At 67.6% G+C, this 21,486-nt stretch carries 19 protein-coding genes; 6 read left to right on the forward strand and 13 right to left on the reverse strand.

Annotation, left to right across the window (positions count from 1 at the left end; all coding sequences use genetic code 11):
- Positions 1-106: 106 nt before the first annotated feature.
- The 3 genes from arfB to B161_RS0108805 are packed head-to-tail and all read right to left on the reverse strand — an operon-like array spanning position 107 to position 2,690.
- Positions 107-541, reverse strand: coding sequence for an alternative ribosome rescue aminoacyl-tRNA hydrolase ArfB (gene arfB, locus B161_RS0108795; RefSeq protein ID WP_018633020.1), 435 nt, complete (start codon positions 539-541; stop codon positions 107-109).
- Entirely contained in the window at positions 538-1,734 is a 1,197-nt protein-coding gene (locus B161_RS0108800) for a BaiN/RdsA family NAD(P)/FAD-dependent oxidoreductase (protein WP_018633021.1), read from the reverse strand. The genes arfB and B161_RS0108800 overlap by 4 nt, the downstream gene beginning before the upstream one ends.
- On the reverse strand, positions 1,731-2,690 hold the full coding sequence (locus B161_RS0108805) for an acetyl-CoA carboxylase carboxyltransferase subunit alpha (protein ID WP_018633022.1): 960 nt from the start codon (positions 2,688-2,690) through the stop codon (positions 1,731-1,733). The genes B161_RS0108800 and B161_RS0108805 overlap by 4 nt, the downstream gene beginning before the upstream one ends.
- Positions 2,691-2,897: 207 nt before the next feature.
- Between B161_RS0108805 and B161_RS0108810 the strand changes: the two genes are divergently transcribed.
- Positions 2,898-4,682 (forward strand): sensor histidine kinase, encoded by a 1,785-nt coding sequence (locus tag B161_RS0108810; protein WP_018633023.1) that lies wholly within the window; start codon positions 2,898-2,900, stop codon positions 4,680-4,682.
- Between the two features lie 54 nt (positions 4,683-4,736).
- On the opposite strand, the gene B161_RS0108815 is transcribed toward B161_RS0108810, so the two are convergent.
- From B161_RS0108815 to ppa, 8 genes are all read right to left on the reverse strand, one after another.
- Positions 4,737-6,572: an ABC transporter ATP-binding protein gene (locus tag B161_RS0108815; RefSeq protein WP_018633025.1), complete on the reverse strand. Its 1,836-nt coding sequence runs from the start codon at positions 6,570-6,572 to the stop codon at positions 4,737-4,739.
- Between the two features lie 190 nt (positions 6,573-6,762).
- Positions 6,763-7,857, reverse strand: coding sequence for a pilus assembly protein N-terminal domain-containing protein (locus B161_RS0108820; RefSeq protein ID WP_018633027.1), 1,095 nt, complete (start codon positions 7,855-7,857; stop codon positions 6,763-6,765).
- A gap of 74 nt (positions 7,858-7,931) precedes the next feature.
- Positions 7,932-8,711 carry a TatD family hydrolase gene (locus tag B161_RS0108825; RefSeq protein ID WP_018633028.1) on the reverse strand — a complete coding sequence of 260 codons (780 nt, stop codon included), beginning with the start codon at positions 8,709-8,711 and terminating at the stop codon, positions 7,932-7,934.
- Between the two features lie 24 nt (positions 8,712-8,735).
- The gene (locus B161_RS17505; RefSeq protein ID WP_018633030.1) at positions 8,736-9,767 is read right to left on the reverse strand and encodes a DNA polymerase III subunit delta'; all 1,032 of its coding nucleotides are present in this window, start codon (positions 9,765-9,767) and stop codon (positions 8,736-8,738) included.
- A complete protein-coding gene (tmk, locus tag B161_RS0108835) occupies positions 9,764-10,402 on the reverse strand; it encodes a dTMP kinase (RefSeq protein WP_018633031.1) in 639 nt (212 codons plus the stop codon). Before tmk ends, B161_RS17505 begins: the two co-directional genes overlap by 4 nt.
- Entirely contained in the window at positions 10,399-11,613 is a 1,215-nt protein-coding gene (locus tag B161_RS0108840) for a D-alanyl-D-alanine carboxypeptidase family protein (protein WP_018633032.1), read from the reverse strand. The genes tmk and B161_RS0108840 overlap by 4 nt, the downstream gene beginning before the upstream one ends.
- A 103-nt stretch (positions 11,614-11,716) precedes the next feature.
- Positions 11,717-12,604 carry an SPOR domain-containing protein gene (locus B161_RS18820; protein ID WP_018633033.1) on the reverse strand — a complete coding sequence of 296 codons (888 nt, stop codon included), beginning with the start codon at positions 12,602-12,604 and terminating at the stop codon, positions 11,717-11,719.
- Between the two features lie 286 nt (positions 12,605-12,890).
- Positions 12,891-13,433 carry an inorganic diphosphatase gene (gene ppa / locus B161_RS0108850; RefSeq protein WP_018633034.1) on the reverse strand — a complete coding sequence of 181 codons (543 nt, stop codon included), beginning with the start codon at positions 13,431-13,433 and terminating at the stop codon, positions 12,891-12,893.
- Between the two features lie 214 nt (positions 13,434-13,647).
- On the opposite strand from ppa, the gene B161_RS0108855 reads away from it, so the two are divergent.
- The 4 genes from B161_RS0108855 (at position 13,648) to B161_RS0108875 (ending at position 17,562) form a co-directional block, all read left to right on the forward strand.
- The gene (locus tag B161_RS0108855; protein WP_018633035.1) at positions 13,648-14,526 is read left to right on the forward strand and encodes a hypothetical protein; all 879 of its coding nucleotides are present in this window, start codon (positions 13,648-13,650) and stop codon (positions 14,524-14,526) included.
- Between the two features lie 259 nt (positions 14,527-14,785).
- The gene (locus B161_RS0108865; RefSeq protein WP_018633037.1) at positions 14,786-15,811 is read left to right on the forward strand and encodes a homoserine O-succinyltransferase; all 1,026 of its coding nucleotides are present in this window, start codon (positions 14,786-14,788) and stop codon (positions 15,809-15,811) included.
- Positions 15,717-16,658 carry a polyphosphate kinase 2 gene (gene ppk2, locus B161_RS0108870; protein ID WP_018633038.1) on the forward strand — a complete coding sequence of 314 codons (942 nt, stop codon included), beginning with the start codon at positions 15,717-15,719 and terminating at the stop codon, positions 16,656-16,658. The genes B161_RS0108865 and ppk2 overlap by 95 nt, the downstream gene beginning before the upstream one ends.
- 166 nt (positions 16,659-16,824) lie before the next feature.
- Positions 16,825-17,562 (forward strand): arginyltransferase, encoded by a 738-nt coding sequence (locus B161_RS0108875; RefSeq protein ID WP_157755591.1) that lies wholly within the window; start codon positions 16,825-16,827, stop codon positions 17,560-17,562.
- An 88-nt stretch (positions 17,563-17,650) separates the two neighbouring features.
- Here B161_RS0108875 and B161_RS18825 read toward each other — a convergent pair whose 3' ends face one another.
- Positions 17,651-18,646 (reverse strand): hypothetical protein, encoded by a 996-nt coding sequence (locus tag B161_RS18825; RefSeq protein WP_018633040.1) that lies wholly within the window; start codon positions 18,644-18,646, stop codon positions 17,651-17,653.
- A gap of 223 nt (positions 18,647-18,869) precedes the next feature.
- Positions 18,870-19,826 carry a hypothetical protein gene (locus B161_RS0108885; RefSeq protein ID WP_018633041.1) on the reverse strand — a complete coding sequence of 319 codons (957 nt, stop codon included), beginning with the start codon at positions 19,824-19,826 and terminating at the stop codon, positions 18,870-18,872.
- Between the two features lie 257 nt (positions 19,827-20,083).
- Between B161_RS0108885 and trmFO the strand changes: the two genes are divergently transcribed.
- The gene (gene trmFO, locus B161_RS17525) at positions 20,084-21,454 is read left to right on the forward strand and encodes a methylenetetrahydrofolate--tRNA-(uracil(54)-C(5))-methyltransferase (FADH(2)-oxidizing) TrmFO (RefSeq protein ID WP_018633042.1); all 1,371 of its coding nucleotides are present in this window, start codon (positions 20,084-20,086) and stop codon (positions 21,452-21,454) included.
- The last annotated feature ends 32 nt before the right edge of the window (positions 21,455-21,486 follow it).

Consider the following 21,486-nt stretch of genomic DNA (forward strand, 5'->3'; position numbering starts at 1 on the left):
CGCCCGGAATCCGTCCGCTCTTGGGGGAGACGTTTTAGAGTCTCACCTTTCCAAGATGGGCGCAATGGCGGCTCAGGGGAAGTGGTCGGATCGGCGGAGCTTGCGCTCAATCCTCGTCGCCGGAGGCGGGCGAGCCGCGCAGGCGCTTCACCGTCCCGCGGATGGTCTTGCCCGCCAGACGCCGTTTCTGCGAACCGAGAGTCGGTTTGGTGGCGCGGCGCGGCGGGGGAGGGGGCGCGGCGGCGGCGCGGATCATCTCGGCGAGGCGGGTCCGGGCGGCTTCGCGGTTCCTCGCCTGAAAGCGATGCTCCTGCGCCTTGACGACGATCACCCCCGCCTCGGTGGCGCGGCGCCCGGCCATGCGCAGAAGCCGCGTCCGCACGGCTTCGGGCAAAGAGGGCGAATTGGCCGCGTCGAAACGCAGCTCCACCGCCGTCTCCACCTTATTGACGTTCTGGCCGCCCGGTCCGGCGGAGCGCACGAAGCTTTCCTGAAGCTCCTCTTCGGGGATGACGATGGAGGCGGTGACGTAAAGCGTCATATGGACCTCCCGACAGCCGCCCCCGAGGCCCAGGCCCATTGGAAGTTATAGCCCCCGAGCCAGCCCGTCACGTCGAGGCATTCCCCGATGAAATGCAGCCCCGGAACCGCCCTGACCTCCATGCTCTGGGAATCGAGCGCCCGCACGTCCACGCCGCCCGCCGCGACCTCGGCGATGCGCCAGCCCTCCAGCCCGACGGGCCGCAGGTCAAGGGCGTGGATCGCCGCTCCGACGCGCCGCAGCTCGGCGTGGGAGGCGTCGGCGAGCGTGCCCCAAGCCTGAGCCTCCTCGGCGAGGAAGGCGGCGAGGCGCTGCGGCAGGCCCGCCCCGAGCGCCGTGGCGATCTCGCGTTTGGGATGGGCCGTCTTGGCCGCGATGAGTTCGGCCCCGAGATCGCGTCCGGGGGCGAAATCCACCGTCAGAGGCTGGCCCTGCCGCCAATAGCTCGAAGCCTGAAGCAGCGCCGGGCCGCTCAGGCCGCGATGGGTGAAGAGCCCCGCCTCGCGAAACACCGGAGAGCCGGGAGTCCGGGCCGTCACCTCCGTCGAGACTCCCGCCAGCTTGCCCGAGCGCGCCTTGAGATCCTCGTCGAAGAGGAAGGGCGTCAGAGCCGGACGCGGCCGCACCACCGGAATCCCGAAGCGCTCGGCCAGCTCATAGGCGAAGCCCGTCGCGCCGATCTTGGGGATCGAAGGCCCGCCCGTCGCGACGATCAGCCGGGGCGCGCGCCAATTGCCGCGCGTGGTGAAGACCTCGAAGTCCTCGCCCTTGTTGATGTCCCGGACGCTGGCGCCGGCGACCAGAAGTCCGCCCGAAGCCGCCAGTTCGTCGAGCAGCATTTCAATGATCTGATTGGCGGACTCGCGGCAGAACAATTGACCGAGGGTCTTTTCATACCATTCGATCTTATGCTTCTCGACCAGCGCGAGGAAATCGCGGGGCTTATAGCGCGCCAGAGCCGAAACGCAGAATTTCGGATTCTCGGAGACGAAATTCTTCGGCCCCGTATTGACGTTGGTGAAATTGCAGCGTCCGCCGCCCGAGATGCGGATCTTCTCGCCGATGGTCTCGGCGTGGTCGAGCAGCACGACGTTCTTGCCGCGTTTGCCCGCCTCGATGGCCGCCATGAAGCCCGCCGCCCCCGCGCCGAGGACGAGGACGTCGACTTTCTCCGCTTGTCCGGGGGCGTTCATTCCAGACCCCTCGCGCCCATGGCGAGGAATTTCTCGCGACGTTGCTGACGAAGGGCGCCGCGCTCGAAGCCTCTGAAGCGCGCCAGCCCTTCGTCGATGGCCGCCCCGACCGCCGCCACGGCGGCGGCTTTGTCGCGATGGGCGCCGCCGAGGGGCTCCGGGGCGACGGCGTCGATCACCCCGAGCTTATAGAGATCCTGCGCCGTGATCCGCAGGGCGGCGGCGGCTTCCTGAGCCTTGGCGGAATCCTTCCAGAGGATCGAGGCGCAGCCCTCCGGCGAGATCACCGAATAAATGGAATGCTCCAGCATGACGACGTGATTGGCCGCCGCGAAGGCCACGGCTCCGCCTGAGCCGCCTTCGCCGATGACCGTCGCGATCAGCGGCACGCCGATCTCCAAGCATTTTTCGGTCGAACGGGCGATGGCTTCGGCTTGGCCGCGCTCTTCGGCGCCCTTGCCGGGATAGGCGCCGGGGGTGTCGATGAAGGTGATCACGGGCAGGCCGAAGCGGTCGGCCATCTCCATGAGCCGCACCGCCTTGCGATAGCCTTCCGGGCGGGCCATGCCGAAATTGCGATGCAGGCGGGTTTGCGTGTCCGAGCCCTTTTCCTGACCCAGCACCATGACCGGGCGGCCGCGGAAGCGCCCGAGCCCGCTGATGATCGCGGCGTCCTCTCCGAAGACGCGGTCTCCGGCGAGGGGCGTGAACTCCTCGATCAGGCCCTCGACGTAATCCAGCGTATGGGGGCGGCCCGGATGGCGCGCCACCTGGGTTTTGCCCCAGGGGCTCAGCTTGGCGTAGATCTCGGCGAGGTGGGTCTTGGCCTTCTGCTCAAGCTGAGCCACCTCGTCGGCGATGTTCATCGCGGGATCCTGCCGCGCGAGGGCGCGCAGCTCCTCCGCTTTGCCCTCCAGTTCGGCGAGGCCTTTTTCAAAATCGAGATAGGTCAGCATGTCCTGAACGTTTCCTCTGTCGGTCGGGGCGGAATATGGCGGCTCCGGCGGGGGAAGGAAAGGGCGCAGAAGGGGCCCGCCCTGTCGAGATTCGCCTTTTCGGCGCGGTTTGGCGCCGCCCTTGCTGGAGAAGACGGAGAATCCGGCTCGCGGAGGGCGTCCGCCCTCGGCTCCGTCGGAGCGGAAGATCCAGATTGAGAGCCCGACATGTCGCAGCAAGCGCCTCCCTTCGCCGAGACTCTGGACCCCTCGCCGGCCCTCTGGGTCTGGGACGGCGCGCGACGGCGCATTCTGGCCGCCAATCGCCGGGGGCTGGAGGTCTGGGGCGAGGAGGCGGTGCCCGATCTCGCCGAGCGCGACTTCGCGCCGCAAAGCGCCGCCACCCGCATGCATGAGGAATTGGAGCGCCGGGCGCGCGCGCTTGCGGAATCGGGCGGCGAGGGGCGGGCCTCCCTGCGGGCGTCTTTTTCGCCGCATGGGCGTCCCGTCGTGCTGGATTGCGTCGGACGGCTGGTCGAAAGCGGGACGGGGCGGCGTCTGCTGCATGTCGAGGCGCGGCCCGCCCGCAGCCATGACGCCGGACTCGAGCGCGCCGCCGCCGGATTCGCCGAGGCGCCTTTGGCTCTGGTCCTCTTCGGCGAGAACGGCGAGGCTCTCATTCAGAATTTCGAAGCCGAAAGGCTCTTCGGCCCGCTCTCGGCGGAGGAGCCTTACGGGCTCGGGCGGATTCTGCGCAGCGAGGAGGGGCCGGGGGCTCTGATGCGCGGCGCCTTCCTCGACGGCGCTTATAGCGCGGCGCTTGCGGTCTCCACCCATGACGGCGCGCGGCGCATGCGGGTCTCGGCGCGGCGCGTCGAGGATCCGGCGGGCTTCGCGGCGGTGCTGGCGGGCTTCTCCGAGATTCCCGACCGGCGTCTTGAATCGGTCTTCGCGGCGGCCCCGGTCCCGACCGATCTGCGCGCGACCTTCGGGGCCTTCGCCGCGGCGCTGGACCAAAACGGCCGCGTGCAGGACATGCCGCCCGTCGCCGCCGAGATCTTCGGGCGCAAGCCCGAGGAGCTGCGCGGCCAGACCATGGAGGGCCTCCTCGACGCCGAGGGCGCCGAAGCGCTGATCCATCATGCGATCACGGCGGCGCCGGCCCTGTTCGAGGGCGCGGCTCTGCATTCGGGCCGCCGCTTATTGCTGGCGCTCGGCCCCCGCGAGCCTCTGCGCGAGACGCGGGCGCTGAACATCCTGCCTTTGCCCGGCCCGGCCCGCACGGCCTCCGTCTCCGAATCGGCTCTGGCGCGGCTCGGGGCGGTGGAGGCTCTGAGCCATGGCCTGCGCGATCCGCTGAATCTGCTGATGGGGCGTCTTGAGCTGCTGCGGCTGCAAACCCGCGAAGGCGGCGGGACGCCCGAAGAGGACGCTTCCGCCCTCGCGGCGGCCTCTGAGGGCGCTCAGGCCATGGCGAAGCTGCTGGATCAGGTGCTGGACTGGCGCAATCTGGAGCAGGGCGAGCTGCGGCTCGATGCGCGCCCGACGGATCTCGCGGTTCTGGTGCGCCGTCTCGCGGCGGAGAGCCAGCCTGCGGCGGCGCGCCGGGGGGTGGGGCTGGTGGCTGCGGTGGATCCCGATCTGCCCTTCGTGCTGACCGATCCCAACGTGCTGAGCCGGGCGCTGGAGCTTCTGCTCGGCGAGGCCCTGCGCCTGACGCCTCCGGGCGGCTCGACGCGGATCGGCGTCTGGCGCGACATGGAGGGCGGGGCGCGTCTGGAGGTGATGGACACCGGTCCCGGCTACGCCCCCGAGGAGATCGCCGAAAGCGCCCGTCCCTTCGGCCTGCCGACGCCCGTCGCGGGGGGCGGCTTCGGCGGAGAGGGCATGAGTCTGGCTTTGGCGCGGCGTCTGGCCGAGGCCTGCGGGGCGAAATTCGTGCTGACCAGCGAAAAGGGCGTCGGCGCGGTGGCGAGCCTCGTCTTTCCGCCCGTCCGCCGCCCGCCCGCCTGAGGACTAAAAGCGAAGCGCCGCCCGAGGGGATCGGGCGGCGCTTTTATCATGGGGTCAGGAGATGTCGAGGAAGCCGCCGGACTGGCGCGTCCAGAAGCTGGCGTAGAGCCCGCCCGCGTCGAGAAGCTCCTGATGGGTGCCCTGCTCGATGATGCGGCCATGCTCCAGCACGACGATCCGGTCGAGATGGGCGATGGTCGAAAGCCGGTGCGCGATGGCGATGACGGTCTTGCCCGCCATGAGATCCTCCAGCTCCTCCTGAATGGCCGCCTCGACCTCGGAATCGAGGGCGCTGGTGGCTTCGTCCAGCACGAGGATCGGCGCGTTCTTGAGCAAGGCCCGCGCGAGGGTCACGCGCTGGCGCTGGCCGCCCGAGAGCTTCACGCCGCGTTCGCCGACATGGGCCTCATAGCCTGTGCGGCCTTTGGGATCTTCGAGATCCTGAATGAAGCCATGGGCCTGAGCCCGGCGGGCGGCCTCGATTCCGGCGTCTTCTCCGGCTTCCGGGCGTCCGTAGAGGATGTTGTCCATCACCGAGCGATGCATCAGGGCGTTGTCCTGAGTCACCACCGAGATTCCGCCGCGCAAGGATTCCTGCGTCGCCTTGGAGATGTCTTGGCCATCGATCAGGATGCGGCCCGATTCGACGTCGTAGAAGCGCAGCAGCAGATTCACGAGCGTCGATTTGCCCGCCCCCGAACGCCCCACCAGACCCACGCGCTCGCCCGGCTTGATGACCAGATCGAGATCCCGCACCCCGCCTTTCTCCGCGCCATAGGCGAAGCCGACCTTCTCGAAGCGGATCTCGCCCTTGTCGACATGCAGGGTCTTGGCCTCTTCGGCGTCCTGCAAGGCGATGGGCGCCGCGAAGCTCTGCATGCCCTCCGAGACCTGTCCGAGATTTTCGAAGATCCCCGAGACCACGAACATGATCCAGAAGCTCATCTGCGTGAGGCGCAAAGTCAGGGCCGCCGCCGTCGCCAGAGCGCCGAGCGTGGCTTGGTCCTGCGTCCAGAGCCAGAGCGCCAGACCGCAGATGCTCGTCAGGGCGAGGCCGTTCAGCGCCAGAAGCAGCGCCTCCATCGAGGTGATCAGCCGCATCTGACGCCGGAAGGCGTCGAGGAAGCCCTGCATGCCCTGACGGCCGTATTCGTCTTCGCGTCCGGCGCGGGCGAAGAGCTTCACGGTCAGGATGTTGGTGTAGGAATCCACCACCCGCCCGGTCATCACGGATTGGGCGTGCGAAACCGTCTCCGAGCTCTGGCGCAGACGCGGCAGGAAATAGGTCAGAATCGCGACGTAGCAGACCGCCCAGAACAGCAAAGGCGCCGTCAGCCGCCAGTCGGATTCGGCCATGATCAGCGCGCCGCCGATGAAATAGACGAACATCTGCCAAACGGCGTCTATGCCCTGAAGCAGGCTTTCGCGCAAAGCCCTCGGGGTCTGCATCACCCGATTCGAGAGCCTTCCGGCGAAGTCGTTCTGGAAGAATCCCAGAGTCTGCCGCAAAAGCCGCCGATGCAGCCGCCAGCGGATCTGGATCGTGAATCCCGACATGAAGCTGAGGTTATACAAAGCGTTATGCAGGAAGCTGAACAAAGGCCGCAGCACAAGCGCCGTCAGCGCCATGCCGAGCAGCAAAGGGCCGTGATCGGCGAAGAGCCGCTCCGGCCCGGCCTCGCGGGCGAGGTCGACCAGCTGGCCGACCCAGCGCACCAGAAGAAGATCGATCGCCGCGACCAGAAAGCCCAAAACCGCGAGAACGACCAGCCAGGGCCAGACCGGCTTGACGAAGCGCGCGTAAAATCCGCGCATCGTCGTCGGCATGGGCTCGTTCTCATAGGGATCGGGCGCGAAGGCGTCGATCAGACGCTCGAACCATGCGTACATGAGGGAGGACTCGCTTGCGGATCAGCGCCGGGGGCTCGCGCGAAAGGGCGAGGGCCTGCGCCATGCGGAAGCGACGCAACATGAACAAATCATGCTCGAAAGGCAAGAGCGAAAGCGCGCGCAGAAGAGGGCCGGACGACGCGGAGTCGTCCGGCCCTGAAGGCTTTTTGAGGCGGCTCTTCGCCTGACGTCAGTTCATCAGATAATCCGGCGGCGGCAGAGAAGGCGCCGAGGCGCCCGGCGAAAGCGCGCGCTCGTTGGGGCCGGCGGGCATGGCGGCGCCCAGAGCCCCGCCGAGCATCATGGATTGCAGCATGCTCGCCACCGCCGGGTCGACGCCGCTCGCGGCGGCGGCGGGCGCGGCCGCCGCGGCCTGAGGCGCCGCCGCCGGGGCGCCCATGTTCTCGACGGCTTCGGGCGGCACGCCGCCGCTCTGCGCGCTGACGGCGCTGCGGTCGAGGGCCATCTCGGCGTTGATCACGCCCAGCTGCGCGCCATGCGCGGAGGGCGAATCATTCTGGCTGAGCGAGCGCTCGCAATAGGGCGCGCATTGATAATTCTCGCGGGTCGGGCCCTGACGCAGCGTGACGCGCTTGGCCTCGGGCTCGCGAACGAAGACCTCCCAGCTGGCGATCTCCTCCTCGTTCTCGTCCAGCGCGACGATGTTGGTCGAGCCGACCGAGCGCGCCGAGACGAACATGGTGCGCTTGGAGAGCACCGTGACGTCGGCCACCGCCGGATTGCCCACGAGGATCGTCGAGGCCTCGCGGTCGAGCCGCACGCGGCGCGTATGGTCGCCGAGGATCACGAGGCAGCGCTCGCCCTCCAGAAGTCCGCCGCAGGCCGCCGAAGGGGCGTAGCCGAAGGCGTCGTTGTCTTTGGCGTAGGGCGGCGGCTGAAGCAGCGGCGCGGGAGCCTGATAGACCGGCGCGTAGGCGGAGGGCGCGTAGACCGGCGCGGAGCCCGCATAGGGGTCGTAGACGGGGCCGGTCGGCAGGCCGCCCGTGATCATGGGGCCGGGATTATAGACCGGACCGGCCGTCAGGGGGCCGGAGGGCTGGCCGTAGAGCGCCACGGGCGAGCCGTCGCCGGGGCTGTAGACCGGGGAGCTGGCTCGGCCCGCGTCATAGACCGGAGCGCCGCCCAGAACGCCGCCCGTCAAAGAGCCCTGCGCGCTGAATTTCGCGCTGCCCGGCGCGTCGGCCTGAGCCGCGCCCGCCGCGCAAAACGCCAAAAGGCCGACGATCGCCGCCGTCCGGCGCCCAGCGCGCCTCTCGCCATCCATTCGCATCTCGGCCTCGCGCCTTGTGAAAACTTATGGCGGGAGATTACGAAATGCGGCTTGCCGCAAACTTAAGATCAGGGCGCGATTTTGGAGAAAAGCCGGTGAAAATTGGCCGTGGTGGCCTCGGCGAAGGCTTCGGGGGTCATGCCGCGCCTCTCCGCGAGGACGCGGGCGGTCTCGGCGACGTAAGCGGGTTCGTTGCGTTTGCCGCGATGGGGCGGGGGCGCGAGATAAGGCGCGTCGGTCTCGACGAGGACGCGCTCAAGGGGAACCTCGTCGAAGATGCTCCGCAGGGCCTCGGCGCTTTTGAAGGCCGCCACCCCCGAAAAGGAGAGGCAGGCCCCTATGGCCAGAGTCCGGCGCGCCAGCTCCCGGCCTGAGGAGAAGCAATGCATCACGCAGGGAAAAGCGCCTTTGGCGTGCTCCTCTTCGAGCAGGGCGGCCACGTCTTCGTCGGCGTCGCGGGCGTGGACGATCAGCGGCAGCCCGGTCTCGCGCGCCGCCGCGACGTGAGTCCGGAAGAGCCGCGCCTGAAGATCATGCGGCCAGCGGTCGTAATGATAATCGAGCCCCGTCTCGCCGATCCCGACCATGCGGGGATGTTCGGCGAAGGCGACCAGATCCGCGAGGCTCGGCTCCTGCGGCTCCTCGCCGACGTTCAGAGGATGCACCCCCACCGCGTAAAACACCGCATCCGAGGATTCCGCGATGGCCCGCACGTTGGGCTCCTCCTTCAGCCGGGTGCAGATGGTCACCATCCGCCCGACTCCCGCCGCCTGAGCGCGCCGGATGATCTCGGGGACTTCGCCTGCGAAGTCGGGGAAATCGAGATGGCAATGGCTGTCCACGAGCATGGGAGCGGCTCCTCAGGGTCGGATTCAGCCCGGCGTCTGGAGCCGGGCGGCTTTGGCGGCGGTCTCTTCAAAATCCCGCGCCGCGTCAAGCAGCATGAGGCCGCGGTCGAGATTCAACAGCTTCGCCTCCGCCGCGCGGGCGATCTGACGCGCCTGAGCCTCGGCCCAGAGCGCCCCGGCGGCGGGCGGCGCGATTCGGGCGGCGAGCGCCGCTTCTCCGGCGGCGGCCTCGGGCCGGAGCGGCGCGCCATAGGCCGCCGCCCGCGCCAGACGCGCCAGCAGCAAAGCCCAAAGCTCTTCAGGCGCGGCGGCTTCGTCGGGCGCGCGGACGGCGAGGGCCTCCAAAGCCGAGCGGTCGGCGGGGCGGGGCGCGAGCCGCAGAAGCTCGACGAGCCGCGCGTAAAGCTCCAGCCCGCCCGCCGCCTTGAGCGCCAGAGCCGCCCCCGCCGAGCCCTCGGCCAGAGCGGCGAGGGCCTCGGCTTCGGCGGGCTGCGGAGATTCGTCTTGAGCCGCGAGGACGGCGGCGATCTGTCCGGCGCCGAGTTCGTGAAATTCGAGGCGGCGGCAGCGCGAGCGGATGGTGGGCAGCAGCTTGCCCGGCGCATGGGAGACGAGAAAGAAGACCACGCGCGGCGGCGGCTCCTCCAGCAGCTTGAGCAGGGCGTTGGCGGCGGCGGGATTGAGGTCTTCGGCGGCGTCGATCAGCGCGGCGCGCCATGAGCCCCCCGGCGCGGAGAGCGCCAGATCCGCCTTCAGCGCCCGCACGGAATCCACCGGAATGACGCTTTTGCGCTTCTCGGTCTTGTCATCGAGGGGGCGCTCAAGAAACCGCAGGCGGGTTTCGCGGCCTTCCCGCAGACGCTCCTGCACGGCGGCGAGGCTTTCCTCCGGGCGCCTGAGCAGCCGAGCCGCCGCGAGCCGCGCGAACAAGGCTTTGCCGAGGCCCTTCGGCCCGGTCAGGAGCCATGCGTGCGGCATCCGCCCGGCGGCCTGCGCCTGTTCAAAGACGGCGCGCGCCGCCTCATGTCCGACGAAAGGCCCCCAATCTCCGCTCATGACGCTTCGACCAGCCGCCGCGCCGCCGCCCAGACCCGTTCGGCGACCTCCTCAGGCGCGCCGCGGGCGTCGATGAGCTTGCGCCGCTCCGGGGCGGCCATGGCCAGAAGCAGAAAGCGCCGCCGCAGCTCCTCCTGATAGGCGAGGCCGCGGGCTTCGAATCGGTCGGCGCTCCCGCGCCGGGCGGCGCGGGTCATGGCTTCGGCGGGATCCATGTCGAGAATCAGCGTGAGATCCGGCTCCAGCCCCTTCGAATGCAGCTGATGCAGCGTCTCGATCTCCTCGGAGGAGAGGCCGGAGGCGCCCTGATAAGCCCGCGTGGAATCCGCGAAGCGATCCGAAAGGACGATCTTGCCCGCCGCGAGCGCCGGGCGGATCTTCTCCGCCGCATGGGCTCCGCGCGCCAGACTCATGAGCGCGGCCTCCTCCAGCGGCGTCCAGTCCTGAGCCCCGCCGAGCAGAAGCCCGCGCAGAGCTTCGCCTTTGGGCGTTCCGCCCGGCTCGCGGGTGGAGAGGACGGATAGGCCCAGCGCCTCCAGCCTTTCGGCCAGAAGCGCGATCTGCGTCGATTTCCCCGCGCCGTCTCCGCCCTCGAAGGCGATGAAGATCCCGCGCCGTTCTTGCTCGTCCGTCACGGGGAGGCGCTTTCCGTCTGATCGCCGATCAGCCCCGTGGCTCTGAGCGCCCGCGTCGCCGCCGTGGAGGCCCCCGCCCGCAGCTTCACGGCGAATCCGCCTTTGGCGACCTCTTCGCCCGCCACGAGGGGAATCTCGATGGGGTCGATTCCCGGCGCGCTGACCCGCAAAGCCCCTAAGCGCTGGCCTTGCTGAATCGGCGCGGGGGCGGGGCCCTGATAGACGATTTCAGCCTGAACCTGCTCGCGCGCGCCCACCGGCGCCGTGAGGGTCAGAGGCTTCTCCACCACCAGCGAGACGCTCGGCTTTTCGCCGATCCAGACCTCGGCCTCGCCGACCTTCAGCCCCGGATGTCCGACGGTGAAGGTCTCGAATTCGCGAAAGCCCCAGTTGAGCAGGCGCTCCGCCTCCTGAGCGCGCTGATTCTCGCTGTCGAGCCCCGAGACCACCAGCGTCAGCCGCCGTCCGTCGCGCAGCGCCGAGCCGACGAGGCCGTATCCCGCCTCCTCGGTGTGGCCGGTCTTGAGGCCGTCCGCGCCGGGGACGCCTAAAAGCGGATTGCGGTTCGCCTGACGAATGTCCTCCCAAGTGAATTCGCGCTCGCCGTAGAAATGATAATATTCCGGGAAATCCGTCAGGATGCGCTCGGCGATGATCGCCAGATCCCGCGCGCTCATCCGATGCTCGGGATGCGGCCAGCCGGTGGCGTTCATGAAGGTCGATTGCGACATGCCGAGTTCGCGGGCCTTGGCGGTCATGCGGACGGCGAAGGCCTCCTCGCTCCCGGCGATGGCCTCGGCGAGCACGATGCAGGCGTCGTTGCCCGACTGGATGATGACGCCGCGCAGCAGATCCTCGACGCGGATCTGGTCGTTCACCCGCACGAACATCTTCGAGCCGCCCATGCGCCACGCCTTTTCGCTGACGCGCAGCCGGTCGTCGAGATTCAGCCGCCCGGACTTCAGGCTCTCGAAGACGAGATAGGCCGTCATCAGCTTGGACATGGAGGCGGGCGGAATCGAGACGTCGGCCTCCTTCGAAAAGAGCACCGCGCCGGATGCATGGTCGATGAGCATGGCGGCTCGGGCGGCGGTCTCGAAAGGCGCGACTTCGGCGCGGGCGCTCCCCAAGGCGAGGGGGGCCGGGATGAGGACCGAAAGGGCCAGCGTCAGGCCGAGGCCCGGGCGCGCGGAAGGGGGGGCGTAGAGCATGAGGGGGCGGCTCCGCAAAAGAAGAACGCCGCGCCTGAAAGGCGCGGCGCTTGAATGTCGAGGCGGGGAGCGGGCGGAGGCCCGCCTCCCTTGAAGGTCGAGCTCAGCTGCGCACGAGGCGCGCGTCGCGATGGCCGAGGCCGCGGACGCGGTTCAGCGCCGCCCAGCCCTGACCCTGATCCAGCACCGGCCCGACGCGGACGCGGTACCAGGTGGCGCCGCGGACCTGAGCCGGCTCGACGAAAGCCTGCTCGCCGTAGGCGCTCAGCTGACGCACGAGGCGCTCGGCGTTGGCCGGGCGGGTGAAGGCGCCGACCTGAACGTAGAACGCGCCCGAGACGGAGCCCGCGCCGTAGCTCGGCGCGGCCGGAGCCGGATTATAGATCGGCGCCGGAGCGGCGGGCTGCGTGTAGCTGTAGCTCGGGGCGGCGGGCTGAGGAGCCGGCTGCGTGTAGCTGTAGCTGGGGGTCGAGGGCTGCGCGTAGCCGTAGCTCGGGGCGGCGGGCTGAGGAGCCGGCTGCGTGTAGCTGTAGCTGGGCGTCGAGGGCTGCGCGTAGCCGTAGCTCGGGGCGGCGGGCTGAGGAGCCGGCTGCGCGTAGCTGTAGCTGGGGGTGGAGGGCTGCGCGTAGGCGTAGCTGGAGGTCGAGCCGTAATCATAGCTCGGCTGAGCGTAGCCGCCCGAGGTCGACGCCGAATAATCGTAGGCGCCGCCGAGATAGGTGCTGGAGCCCGAGGGCTGCGCGTAGCTGTAGCTCGGGGTGGAGGCCGGGACGGGCTGGGCCGTCTGAGCCTGATCCAGATAATAGGGCTCGCTCACGCTGACGACCTGACCCACCTGCTGAGCGGGGGCCGGGGCCGGGGCGGCGTAAGGCGCGCCATAAGCCTGAGCGTAGTTCGGAGCGCCGTAATAGCCCTGAGCGGCCGCCGGTCCAGCGACGACGAGAGCCAGAGCCGCGACGCTCGTCGCGCGGATTCGTGCCTGCCTCGACATGATGTTCTCCTCATGCGTTATTCAGAGCCGCCATCGCGCGAGTTGTTCTGCTCGACGCCCGACGCGCAGCGACGCGCCGCATGCGGAGTTTTAACATGATCTCCCCATGTGCGGCGCGGGGGGAGGATAACGTTGAACAAACAAACTTCCAAGGAATTTTAAACCTTAACCGCCGCAAGTTTGATTGATCTGAGACATATTTCCGGCGCAATCCCCCGGGGGCGAAGTTCGCAATGTGAACAGCGCCCCCGGGATTCTTACGGGAAACGAGGGGCTTCGCCCCGACTCACGCCTTTTGAGAGACCGCCGCCACGCCGCGGGCGATGATCTCCTCGGCGGCGGCCTTATCGGCCCAACCTGAGACTTTCACCCATTTGCCCTTCTCAAGGGCTTTGTAGCTTTCGAAGAAATGCCTGATTCGATCCCGCTCGATCTGGGGCACGTCCTCAAGGCTCAGCACGTCGGCTTGGAAGGGGTCGATCTTCTCGACGGGCACCGCGAGGATCTTTTCGTCGCCGCCGCCTTCGTCCTCCATGCGCAGCACGCCGATGGGGCGGCAGCGGATGACCGAGCCCGGCGCGAGCGTCACTTGGGTGCGCACCAGCACGTCCACGGGGTCGCCGTCGTCGCCGAGGGTGTTGGGGATGAAGCCGTAGTTCGCCGGGTAGAACATCGCCGTGTTGACGATGCGGTCCACGAAGACCGCGCCCGAATCCTTGTCGATCTCGTATTTCACCGGAGCGCCGCCGTTCGCGCCGCCGGGGATCTCGATGACGACGTTCACGTCGGAGGGCGGATTCTTGCCCGCCGGAATCTTGGAGATGTCCATGGTCGCTCCCTGAATTGCTGCGTGGCCGGGGCGGCGGGCGCCTCGCGGCGCGCGGTCCCCGGCGATGAAGGCGGCTTTCCTTCCGCCCCTCCTCCTTCGCGCCGGAGGCTCCGTCTGCGACAGAATCTTGCTCAAACGCGGCGAGGCTTGGCGGTCGCGCGACTTTTCGGCTAAGCCATGGCGCGTTTCAAGCCCCAATCGAGAGAGATGACTCGTGTTCTTTGCGGATGGCGCCGCCTTTCGGGCGGTTCGGCGGAAGGCCGTGACCTTGTTCGGCATGTCGGGCGTGGGCAAGACGCGCCTCTCGACCTTGCTGCGCGAATCGGGCTGGCATCATTATTCGGCCGACCACCGGATCGGCGCCCATTATCTGCGCGAGGCGATCAACGAGGATCTCAAACGGCAGGTCATGGCGCTGCGGCGGCTGCGGCCTTTGCTGATGACCGATTCGATCCGCGTGGCGGCCAACATCACCTTCGACGATCTGTCGGCTTTGTCGGCGTGGCTCGGCAAGCCGGGAGACCCCGAGAAGGCGGGTCTGCCTTTCGCGGAATATCTCCATCGCCAGCGTCAGCATCGCTCGGCGGAGATCGGAGCCATGATGGACGTCGAGAGCCTGATCGTCCCGGTGCGCGAGGTCTACGGCTACGACCATGTGGTGGTCGACGCCAGCGGCAGCCTCTGCGAGGTGGTGGAGCCCGAGGCCCCCAACGACGCGGTGCTGCAATCGCTCGCGCGGGTGGGGGCTCTGCTCTACATCCGCGGCGACGAAAGCCATGAAGAGGAGCTGGCCCGCCGCTTCGCCAGAGCGCCTAAGCCTATGTATTACGAAGAGAATTTCCTAAAGGCTAAATGGGCGGAGTTCAAGGCCGAGGCGGGAGTCGAGGACGCCGCCGTGGATCCCGACGAGTTCATCCGCTGGGGCTTTCGTCAGCTTCTGCGGCGGCGGATTCCGCGCTATCAGGCCATCGCCGACCGCTGGGGCTATCAGGTCGAGGCCGAAGAGGTCGCGGCGCTGCGCGACGAGCAGGATTTCTCCGATCTCATGGCTGTGGCCATCGACCGGCGCCTCGCGCGGGAGAAACAAGACTAACCCGGCGCCTCGCGCGGGAGAAACAAGACTAACCCGGCGCCTCGCGCGGGGAAAACAGGACGAACCCGGCGCCTTGCGCGCGGGCGGCGGCGGAGCAGGCCGCAGCCTGAGAGCGGGGCGGGGCGGGGGAGGGCGCAAGCGCCCTCTTGCCGTCGCGGCCCATCCGCGCCATCTTTCCCGGAAGCCCGCGGCGCGAAGCCGGGGGCCTTTTCATCTTCATCGCCGCTTCGCCCCGAGAAAGGGGCCTTCGAGGTTCGTCATGCCTATCAGGATTCCCGCCCATCTTCCCGCCCGCGACGTGCTGGAGCGTGAGGGCGTGATGGTCATGACCGAGGATTTCGCGGCGCGTCAGGACATCCGGCCGCTTCAGATCGCGCTTTTGAACCTCATGCCCAATAAGATCCGCACCGAGACGCAATTCGCGCGTCTGGTCGGCTCCAGCCCGCTGCAGATCGAGCTCAGCCTGATGAGCGTGGACGGCTATGCGCCGCGCAACGTCTCGGCGGAGCATATGCTCAATTTCTATCAGCCTTGGTCCGAGCTTCAGGATCGGAAATTCGACGGGTTGATCGTCACCGGCGCCCCCATCGAGACCATGCCCTTCGAAGAGGTCTCTTACTGGCCCGAGCTGGAGCGCATCTTCGAATGGTCGCGGAGCAACGTGCATTCGCTTTTCAGCATCTGCTGGGGGGCTCAGGCGGCGCTGCGCCATTTCCACGGCACGCCTAAACATGAGCTGCCGCACAAGGCCTTCGGCGTCTACGACCATCGCAATCTCGCGCCTTCCTCGCATTATCTGCGGGGCTTCTCGGATGATTTCTCGATTCCCGTCTCGCGCTGGACCGAAGTCCGCAAAGAGGATCTGCCGCCGGATGCGGGCCTGCGCGTGCTGATGGAATCCGACGAGGCGGGCCTCTGCATGCTGGAGGAGCCGCATCTGCGGCGGCTCTATATGTTCAATCATATCGAATATGATTCGCAGTCCCTCGCGGAGGAATATCGCCGCGACGTCGAGCGCGGCGAGCCGGTCGCCGTGCCCGCCAACTACTTTCCCGACGACGATCCGACCCGCGAACCCAAGAACCGTTGGCGCAGCCACGCGCATTTGCTCTTCGGGAATTGGATCAACGAGGTGTATCAAACCACCTGGTTCGACATGTCGAAGATCGGTCAGAATCCGGAGGATTATCATGGGCGGGAAGAAGGACAAGAAGGCGGAGAAGGAGAAGGCTCCGGCTCAGGAGGCGCCTCCGCCCTCCGCGCCCGTCCTCGCCAAGCCGTTTGACGGGGCCATCACCCGCTATTTCGAGGAGCAGGCGCCGGAGGAGATCCGGAGCCTGATCCAAAACTCAGGGAAAGGCGCGATCCTTGATCCGGCCTATCCTTGGCGCGAGGAGATGAAGAAGAAGGAATATGAGGCCGAGCTGGAGCCCCTCCAGATCGAACTCGTGAAGATGCAGGCTTGGGCGCGCGATTCGGGCGCGCGGATCTGCGTGGTCTTCGAGGGCCGCGACAGCGCGGGCAAAGGCGGCTCGATCAAGGCGGTTTCGCAGAACCTCAATCCGCGCGGGGCGCGGGTCGTGGCGCTCGCCAAGCCCACCGAGCGCGAGGCGGGACAATGGTATTTCCAGCGCTACGTCGCGCATCTGCCGAGCAAAGGCGAGATCGCGCTCTTCGACCGCTCTTGGTATAATCGCGGCGTGGTCGAGCCGGTCATGGGCTTCTGCGCGCCCGAGCAGACCGAGGATTTCCTGCGCGCCGCGCCCGGCTTCGAGCGCATGCTGACCGAAGACGGCCTGATCCTCTTCAAATTCTGGCTGACCATGAGCCGCGGCGCGCAGATTCAGCGCTTCCTTGAGCGCGAGAGCGATCCCTTGAAGCAATGGAAGCTCTCGCCGGTGGACGTGGGCGGCCTCTCGAAATGGGACGAGACCACCAAAGCCGCCGAGGAGATGCTTCGCCGGACCCATCGTCCGCCTTTGGCCTCATGGTGGGTCGTGAACTCCGAGGATCAGCGTCGGGCGCGGCTTCAGATCATCCGCGTGCTGCTCGCGGGGCTGCCCTATGAGAATAAGGACGAAGCCGTGGTCGGCGCGGCCGATCCGCGCCTGATCGCGCCGCCGGGCCTCTGAAGGCCCGGGCGGGAGGGGGCGCCTTCGCGCGCCGCCCTCAAGAATCGGGGAGAGACGCCGAAGCTCTTGGCGGAGAAGGGGAGTTTGTCATATCCTCTTCATGGAAAGCTTGGAGCCCGAGCGGGCTTGCGGCCTCGCCCTGTGCGCGGGCGACGGAGGGACGAAGATGACGCAGCATTTCGGCCTGCCCCGGCCCCGGTTCTATGTGACCGAACCTCAGCCCTGCCCCTATCTCGAAGGCAGGCTGGAGCGGAAGGTGTTCACGCCGCTGCATGGCGAAGCCGCGGCGATGTTGAACGACGAATTGTCCCTCAACGGCTTCCGGCGCAGTCAGAAGGTGGCCTATAAGCCGCAATGCGCCGGCTGCGACGCCTGCGTTTCGGTGCGGGTTCCGGTCGCGCGCTTCACGCCCACCCGGACCCAGCGCAAGATCCTCAACCGCAATTCGGGCTTTCTGCGCGAGAGCCGTCCGCCCCGCGCCACCGAAGAGCAATATGAGCTCTTCCGGCGTTATCTTCAGGCCCGCCACCACGACGGCGCCATGGCCGACATGGACGATTACGAATTCGCCGCCATGATCGAAGACACCACCGTGCGCAGCCGCATGGTGGAGTATCGCGACCCCGAGGACGGATCTCTGCTGGCCGCCTGTCTGACCGACGGCCTCGCGGACGGGCTCTCGATGGTCTACAGCTTTTATGATCCCGACCGTCCCGAAGCGAGCCTTGGGGCCTATGCGGTGCTGGATCACATCCGCCTCGCCGGAGAAGAGGGGCTGCCCCACGTCTATCTCGGCTATTGGATCGAGGGCAGCCGGAAGATGTCCTATAAGACCGCCTATCAGCCGCTGGAGCTTCTGACGCCCTTCGGCTGGCGGCCTTGGACTCCGCCCGCCGCGCCTTGATTCCTCTGAGTTTCCGGCTTTCCGAACGTCGAAAGGGCCGCCCTGATGGGGCGGCCCTTCGGTTTTCGTCCGGAGAGGACAGGCGCGCTCAGGCGGCGCGGCCGCGGCGGCTGCGCAGAGCCAGCGCGCCGAGCGCGACGGCGAAGAAGGCGAGGCCGCCCGGAACCGGAACCTGTCCGCCCGAAGACGAAGAGGAGTTTCCGCCTGAGGAGGAGGAATTCCCGCCCGAGGAGGAGCCGCCGCTCGAAGAAGAGGAGGACGAACTCGACGAGGAGGAGGAGGACGAGGACGAAGACGAGGAGGAGGACGAAGACCCGCCTTGACCGAAGGGCAGATAGACCGTGCCGTTGATCACGTCGTTGCCGCAGGTCTGAGTCCATTGGGTCTGGAAGCGCTCGCCGAGGAGGCCGCCGTCGTCGAAGGAGAAGGTCAGCGAGTCGCCGAGCACCGAGGTCCAGGTGCCGGTCCCGAGGACCTCGACGCCGTGATAATTGGCGACCTCGTCGTAAACGCCCGTGCGGACGCTGCCGGTGCTCAGATTGGCGTCGGTGATCTTCAGAAAGCGCACCGTGCCTGAATTTCCGCTCGGATTGGCCTCGATGTCGAGGGCGTAGCTCCATCCGGTCATCCGGTCGGTTTGGCCGAGGCTCTGGGGCGCGCCGAACAGCAGGTCTCCATAGCCGATCTGGCTATTGGCGCGGCCCGCGAAGGCGGTCGAGACGCTGATGCTCAGCATGCCGTCCGAGGCGCGGGTGGCGGTCAGCGAATCGACGGAGTACATCGAACCGCCGTAGATGTCGGCGTTGCGCTGCATCGGCGCGGCGGGGCCCCAATAGGTGTCCTGCAGGGTGAAGCTGCTGACGATCGAAGCGCCGCTCGACGAATTCGACGAACCGGAGGAGCTTGAGGAGCTCGACGAGCCGGAAGATCCGCCGCTCGAATGAGGAGAGACCCAGCCGCCGCCGATTCCCGCCGAGACGGAGCCGCCGAAGAGGCTGTTGAAATCCAGAAGGGTGGCCTTGGAGGCGCCGGTCGACGCGAAAGTCATGACGGCGGCGGCGACAAGAGAGCGCCAGGTGTTCATTTCATCTTCTCCCGCAAGAGGCGTCCCGATCTCAGGCGCTGCGAACCCTTCGGATGCGGCCTGAACGGGACGCGTCCTTCGCGCCCCTTCGCAAGCCCTGTCCGCAAGGAGTATCCGCGCGATCCCCTAACGGAGGCGTAAAAAGGACCGTTAACGCGCCGCAAAAGCCGAAAGGCCGCCTCTTGCGAGACGGCCCACCGGAGAGAAGAGGAAGAGAGGAGGATCAGGCGAGGAAGCTCTGGCGACGGAAGATCATCGCGCCGAGGGCGGCGAAGATGAAGCCGAGGCCGCCGGGAACCGGAACCTGACCGCCCGAGCTGCTCGAGGAGGAGCTGCTGGAGGAGGAGGACGAAGAGGACGAGGAGGAGGACGACGACGAGCTGCTGGAGGAGGAGGAAGAGGACGAGGAGGACGAGCTGCTGGAGCTGGTCGGGAAGGGCAGCTGCACCGTGCCGTTGATCACGTCGTTGCCGCAGGTCTGGCTCCACTGCACCTGGAAGAGGTCGCCGAGGACGCCGCCGTCGTTGAAGGAGAAGGTCAGCGTGTCGCCGAGCACCGAGGACCAGGTGCCGGTCCCGAGGACCTCGACGTTGCGGTAATTGTCGATCTGGTCATAGACCGTGCTGCGGTTGCTGCCGGTGCCCAGATTGGCGTCGGTGATCTTCAGGAAGCGCACCGTGCCCGAGGTTCCGCTCGGATTGGGCTCGATGTCGAGGGCGTAGCTCCAGCCGGTCATCGCCGAGGTCTGGCCGACGGTCTGGGGCGCGCCGAAGAGCAGGTCGCCGTAGCCGATGGAGCTGTTGGCGCGTCCGGCGAAGGCGGTCTTGATGCTGATGCTCAGCATGCCGTCCGAGGCGCGGGTGGCGTTCAGCGAGTCGATGCCGTAGGTCGAGGCGTTGCCATAGACGTCGGCGTTGCGCTGATAGGGCGCGGCGGGGCCCCAATAGGTGTCCTGAAGGGTGAAGCTGCTGACGATCGAAGCGCCGCCCGAGGAGGAGCCGCCGCTCGACGAAGAGCTGGAGCCGCCGCTCGACGAAGAGCCGGACCCGCCCGACGAGGAGCTGGAGGAGCCGAAGATTCCGCCGAACAGGCCGTCGAAATCCAGCACGGTGGCGCTCGAGGCGCCGGTCGACGCGAAGGTCATGAAAGCAGCCGCAGCAAGGGCGCGCCAGGTGTTCATCTCATCATCTCCCGCAACTTGCGCCGTTTTTGGCGCCGCGATCTGGTTTGGCGGGTCTGGAGCAATAAGCGCGCCAGTCGCGCCCGCCGTCCTCGCCGTATGACGGGAGAGAAAGCAGATTCGGCGCCAAACCGCGGCCCGGGGGCGAAAATCGCCCGTCGGAGCCCGTCAGAGAATGTCGAAAGGCCCCGGCGGCGGCTCTTGACCGGCCGCGGGGGGCGGTCTAACCCCTTGGAGGACCAAGGAGGATCAAGATAATGAAGCCTGTGCGCGTGATCGGGGCCGGCATGGCCGGATCGGAGGCCGCCTGGACCCTCGCCGAGGCGGGCGTTCCCGTGACGATCCATGAGATGCGTCCCGAAACGGGCACGGCCGCCCACGAAACGGACGGTTTCGCCGAATTGGTCTGCTCCAACTCCTTCCGCTCCGACGATCACGAGCATAACGCCGTGGGTCTGCTCCATGAGGAGATGCGTCGGGCGGGCTCTTTGATCCTGCGCATGGCCGACGCCCACGCCTTGCCTGCGGGCGGGGCCTTGGCTCTGGACCGCGTCGCCTTCTCCAAGGCCGTGACCGAGGCTCTGACCTCTCATCCCCTCGTCACGGTGGAGCGCGGCGAGGTGAAGGGCCTGCCGCCTGAGGATTGGGACAGCGTGATCGTCGCCACGGGGCCGCTGACTTCGCTCGGGCTCGCCGAGGCCGTGGGGGCTCTGACGGGCGAGGCGAATCTCGCTTTCTTCGACGCCATCGCCCCCATCGTCCATTTCGACACAATCGATCTGTCCAAAGCGTGGTTCCAGTCCCGATATGATAAGGGCGAGACCGAAGAGGAGCAGAAGGCCTATCTGAATTGCCCGATGGACCGCGCGCAATACGAGGCCTTCATCGCCGCGCTCATCGCCGCGCCCAAAGCCGAGTTCCGCGAATGGGAGAAGAACACGCCTTATTTCGAGGGCTGCCTCCCCATCGAGACCATGGCCGAGCGCGGTCCCGAGACTCTGCGCCACGGCCCCATGAAGCCGGTCGGGCTGACCAATCCCCATACGCCGGGCGTGAAGCCTTGGGCGGTGCTCCAGCTGCGCCGCGAAAACGCGCTGGGCACGCTCTATAATCTGGTCGGCTTCCAGACCAAGATGCGCCACGGCGCCCAGCTGGAGGTCTTTCGTCTGATTCCGGGGCTGGAGCAGGCCGAATTCGCGCGGCTCGGCGGGGTGCATCGCAACACCTTCCTGAACTCCCCGAAGCTGCTCGACGGCGAGATGCGGCTGAAGCTTCAGCCGCGCCTCCGATTCGCGGGACAGGTCACCGGCGTCGAGGGCTATGTGGAATCGGCGGCCATGGGGCTTTTGGCGGGCGCCTTCGCCGCCGCCGAGCGTCTGGGGCGGCCCATGGCGCCGCCGCCGGTCGAGACGGCGCACGGCGCTTTGCTGCATCACATCTGCGGCGGGGCCTCCGCCGAGCTTTTTCAGCCGATGAACGTGAATTTCGGCCTGTTTCCTCCTTTGGAAGCCGCTCCGCGCGGCAAACGCGAAAGAGCCAAAGCCTACACGGAGCGCGCCAAGGCGGCTTTCGAGCTTTGGCGTTTGTCGGCGGGCTTGGGCGGAGAGGCGCGTCTGGAGGCGGTCTGAGGGCGGAAGCGCCTGAAAACCGTTGCGCGGAA

It is taken from the genome of Neomegalonema perideroedes DSM 15528, assembly GCF_000374145.1.
Taxonomy (GTDB): domain Bacteria; phylum Pseudomonadota; class Alphaproteobacteria; order Rhodobacterales; family Rhodobacteraceae; genus Neomegalonema; species Neomegalonema perideroedes.

Bases quoted from the DNA above. Each gene is read 5' to 3' on its own strand.
- arfB (WP_018633020.1), bottom strand. From the start codon at position 541: ATGACGCTTTACGTCACCGCCTCCATCGTCATCCCCGAAGAGGAGCTT.
- B161_RS0108800 (WP_018633021.1), bottom strand. From the start codon at position 1,734: ATGAACGCCCCCGGACAAGCGGAGAAAGTCGACGTCCTCGTCCTCGGC.
- B161_RS0108805 (WP_018633022.1), bottom strand. From the start codon at position 2,690: ATGCTGACCTATCTCGATTTTGAAAAAGGCCTCGCCGAACTGGAGGGC.
- B161_RS0108810 (WP_018633023.1), top strand. From the start codon at position 2,898: ATGTCGCAGCAAGCGCCTCCCTTCGCCGAGACTCTGGACCCCTCGCCG.
- B161_RS0108815 (WP_018633025.1), bottom strand. From the start codon at position 6,572: ATGTACGCATGGTTCGAGCGTCTGATCGACGCCTTCGCGCCCGATCCC.
- B161_RS0108820 (WP_018633027.1), bottom strand. From the start codon at position 7,857: ATGGATGGCGAGAGGCGCGCTGGGCGCCGGACGGCGGCGATCGTCGGC.
- B161_RS0108825 (WP_018633028.1), bottom strand. From the start codon at position 8,711: ATGCTCGTGGACAGCCATTGCCATCTCGATTTCCCCGACTTCGCAGGC.
- B161_RS17505 (WP_018633030.1), bottom strand. From the start codon at position 9,767: ATGAGCGGAGATTGGGGGCCTTTCGTCGGACATGAGGCGGCGCGCGCC.
- B161_RS0108840 (WP_018633032.1), bottom strand. From the start codon at position 11,613: ATGCTCTACGCCCCCCCTTCCGCGCGCCCGGGCCTCGGCCTGACGCTG.
- B161_RS18820 (WP_018633033.1), bottom strand. From the start codon at position 12,604: ATGTCGAGGCAGGCACGAATCCGCGCGACGAGCGTCGCGGCTCTGGCT.
- ppa (WP_018633034.1), bottom strand. From the start codon at position 13,433: ATGGACATCTCCAAGATTCCGGCGGGCAAGAATCCGCCCTCCGACGTG.
- B161_RS0108865 (WP_018633037.1), top strand. From the start codon at position 14,786: ATGCCTATCAGGATTCCCGCCCATCTTCCCGCCCGCGACGTGCTGGAG.
- ppk2 (WP_018633038.1), top strand. From the start codon at position 15,717: ATGGGCGGGAAGAAGGACAAGAAGGCGGAGAAGGAGAAGGCTCCGGCT.
- B161_RS0108875 (WP_157755591.1), top strand. From the start codon at position 16,825: ATGACGCAGCATTTCGGCCTGCCCCGGCCCCGGTTCTATGTGACCGAA.
- B161_RS18825 (WP_018633040.1), bottom strand. From the start codon at position 18,646: ATGAACACCTGGCGCTCTCTTGTCGCCGCCGCCGTCATGACTTTCGCG.
- B161_RS0108885 (WP_018633041.1), bottom strand. From the start codon at position 19,826: ATGAACACCTGGCGCGCCCTTGCTGCGGCTGCTTTCATGACCTTCGCG.
- trmFO (WP_018633042.1), top strand. From the start codon at position 20,084: ATGAAGCCTGTGCGCGTGATCGGGGCCGGCATGGCCGGATCGGAGGCC.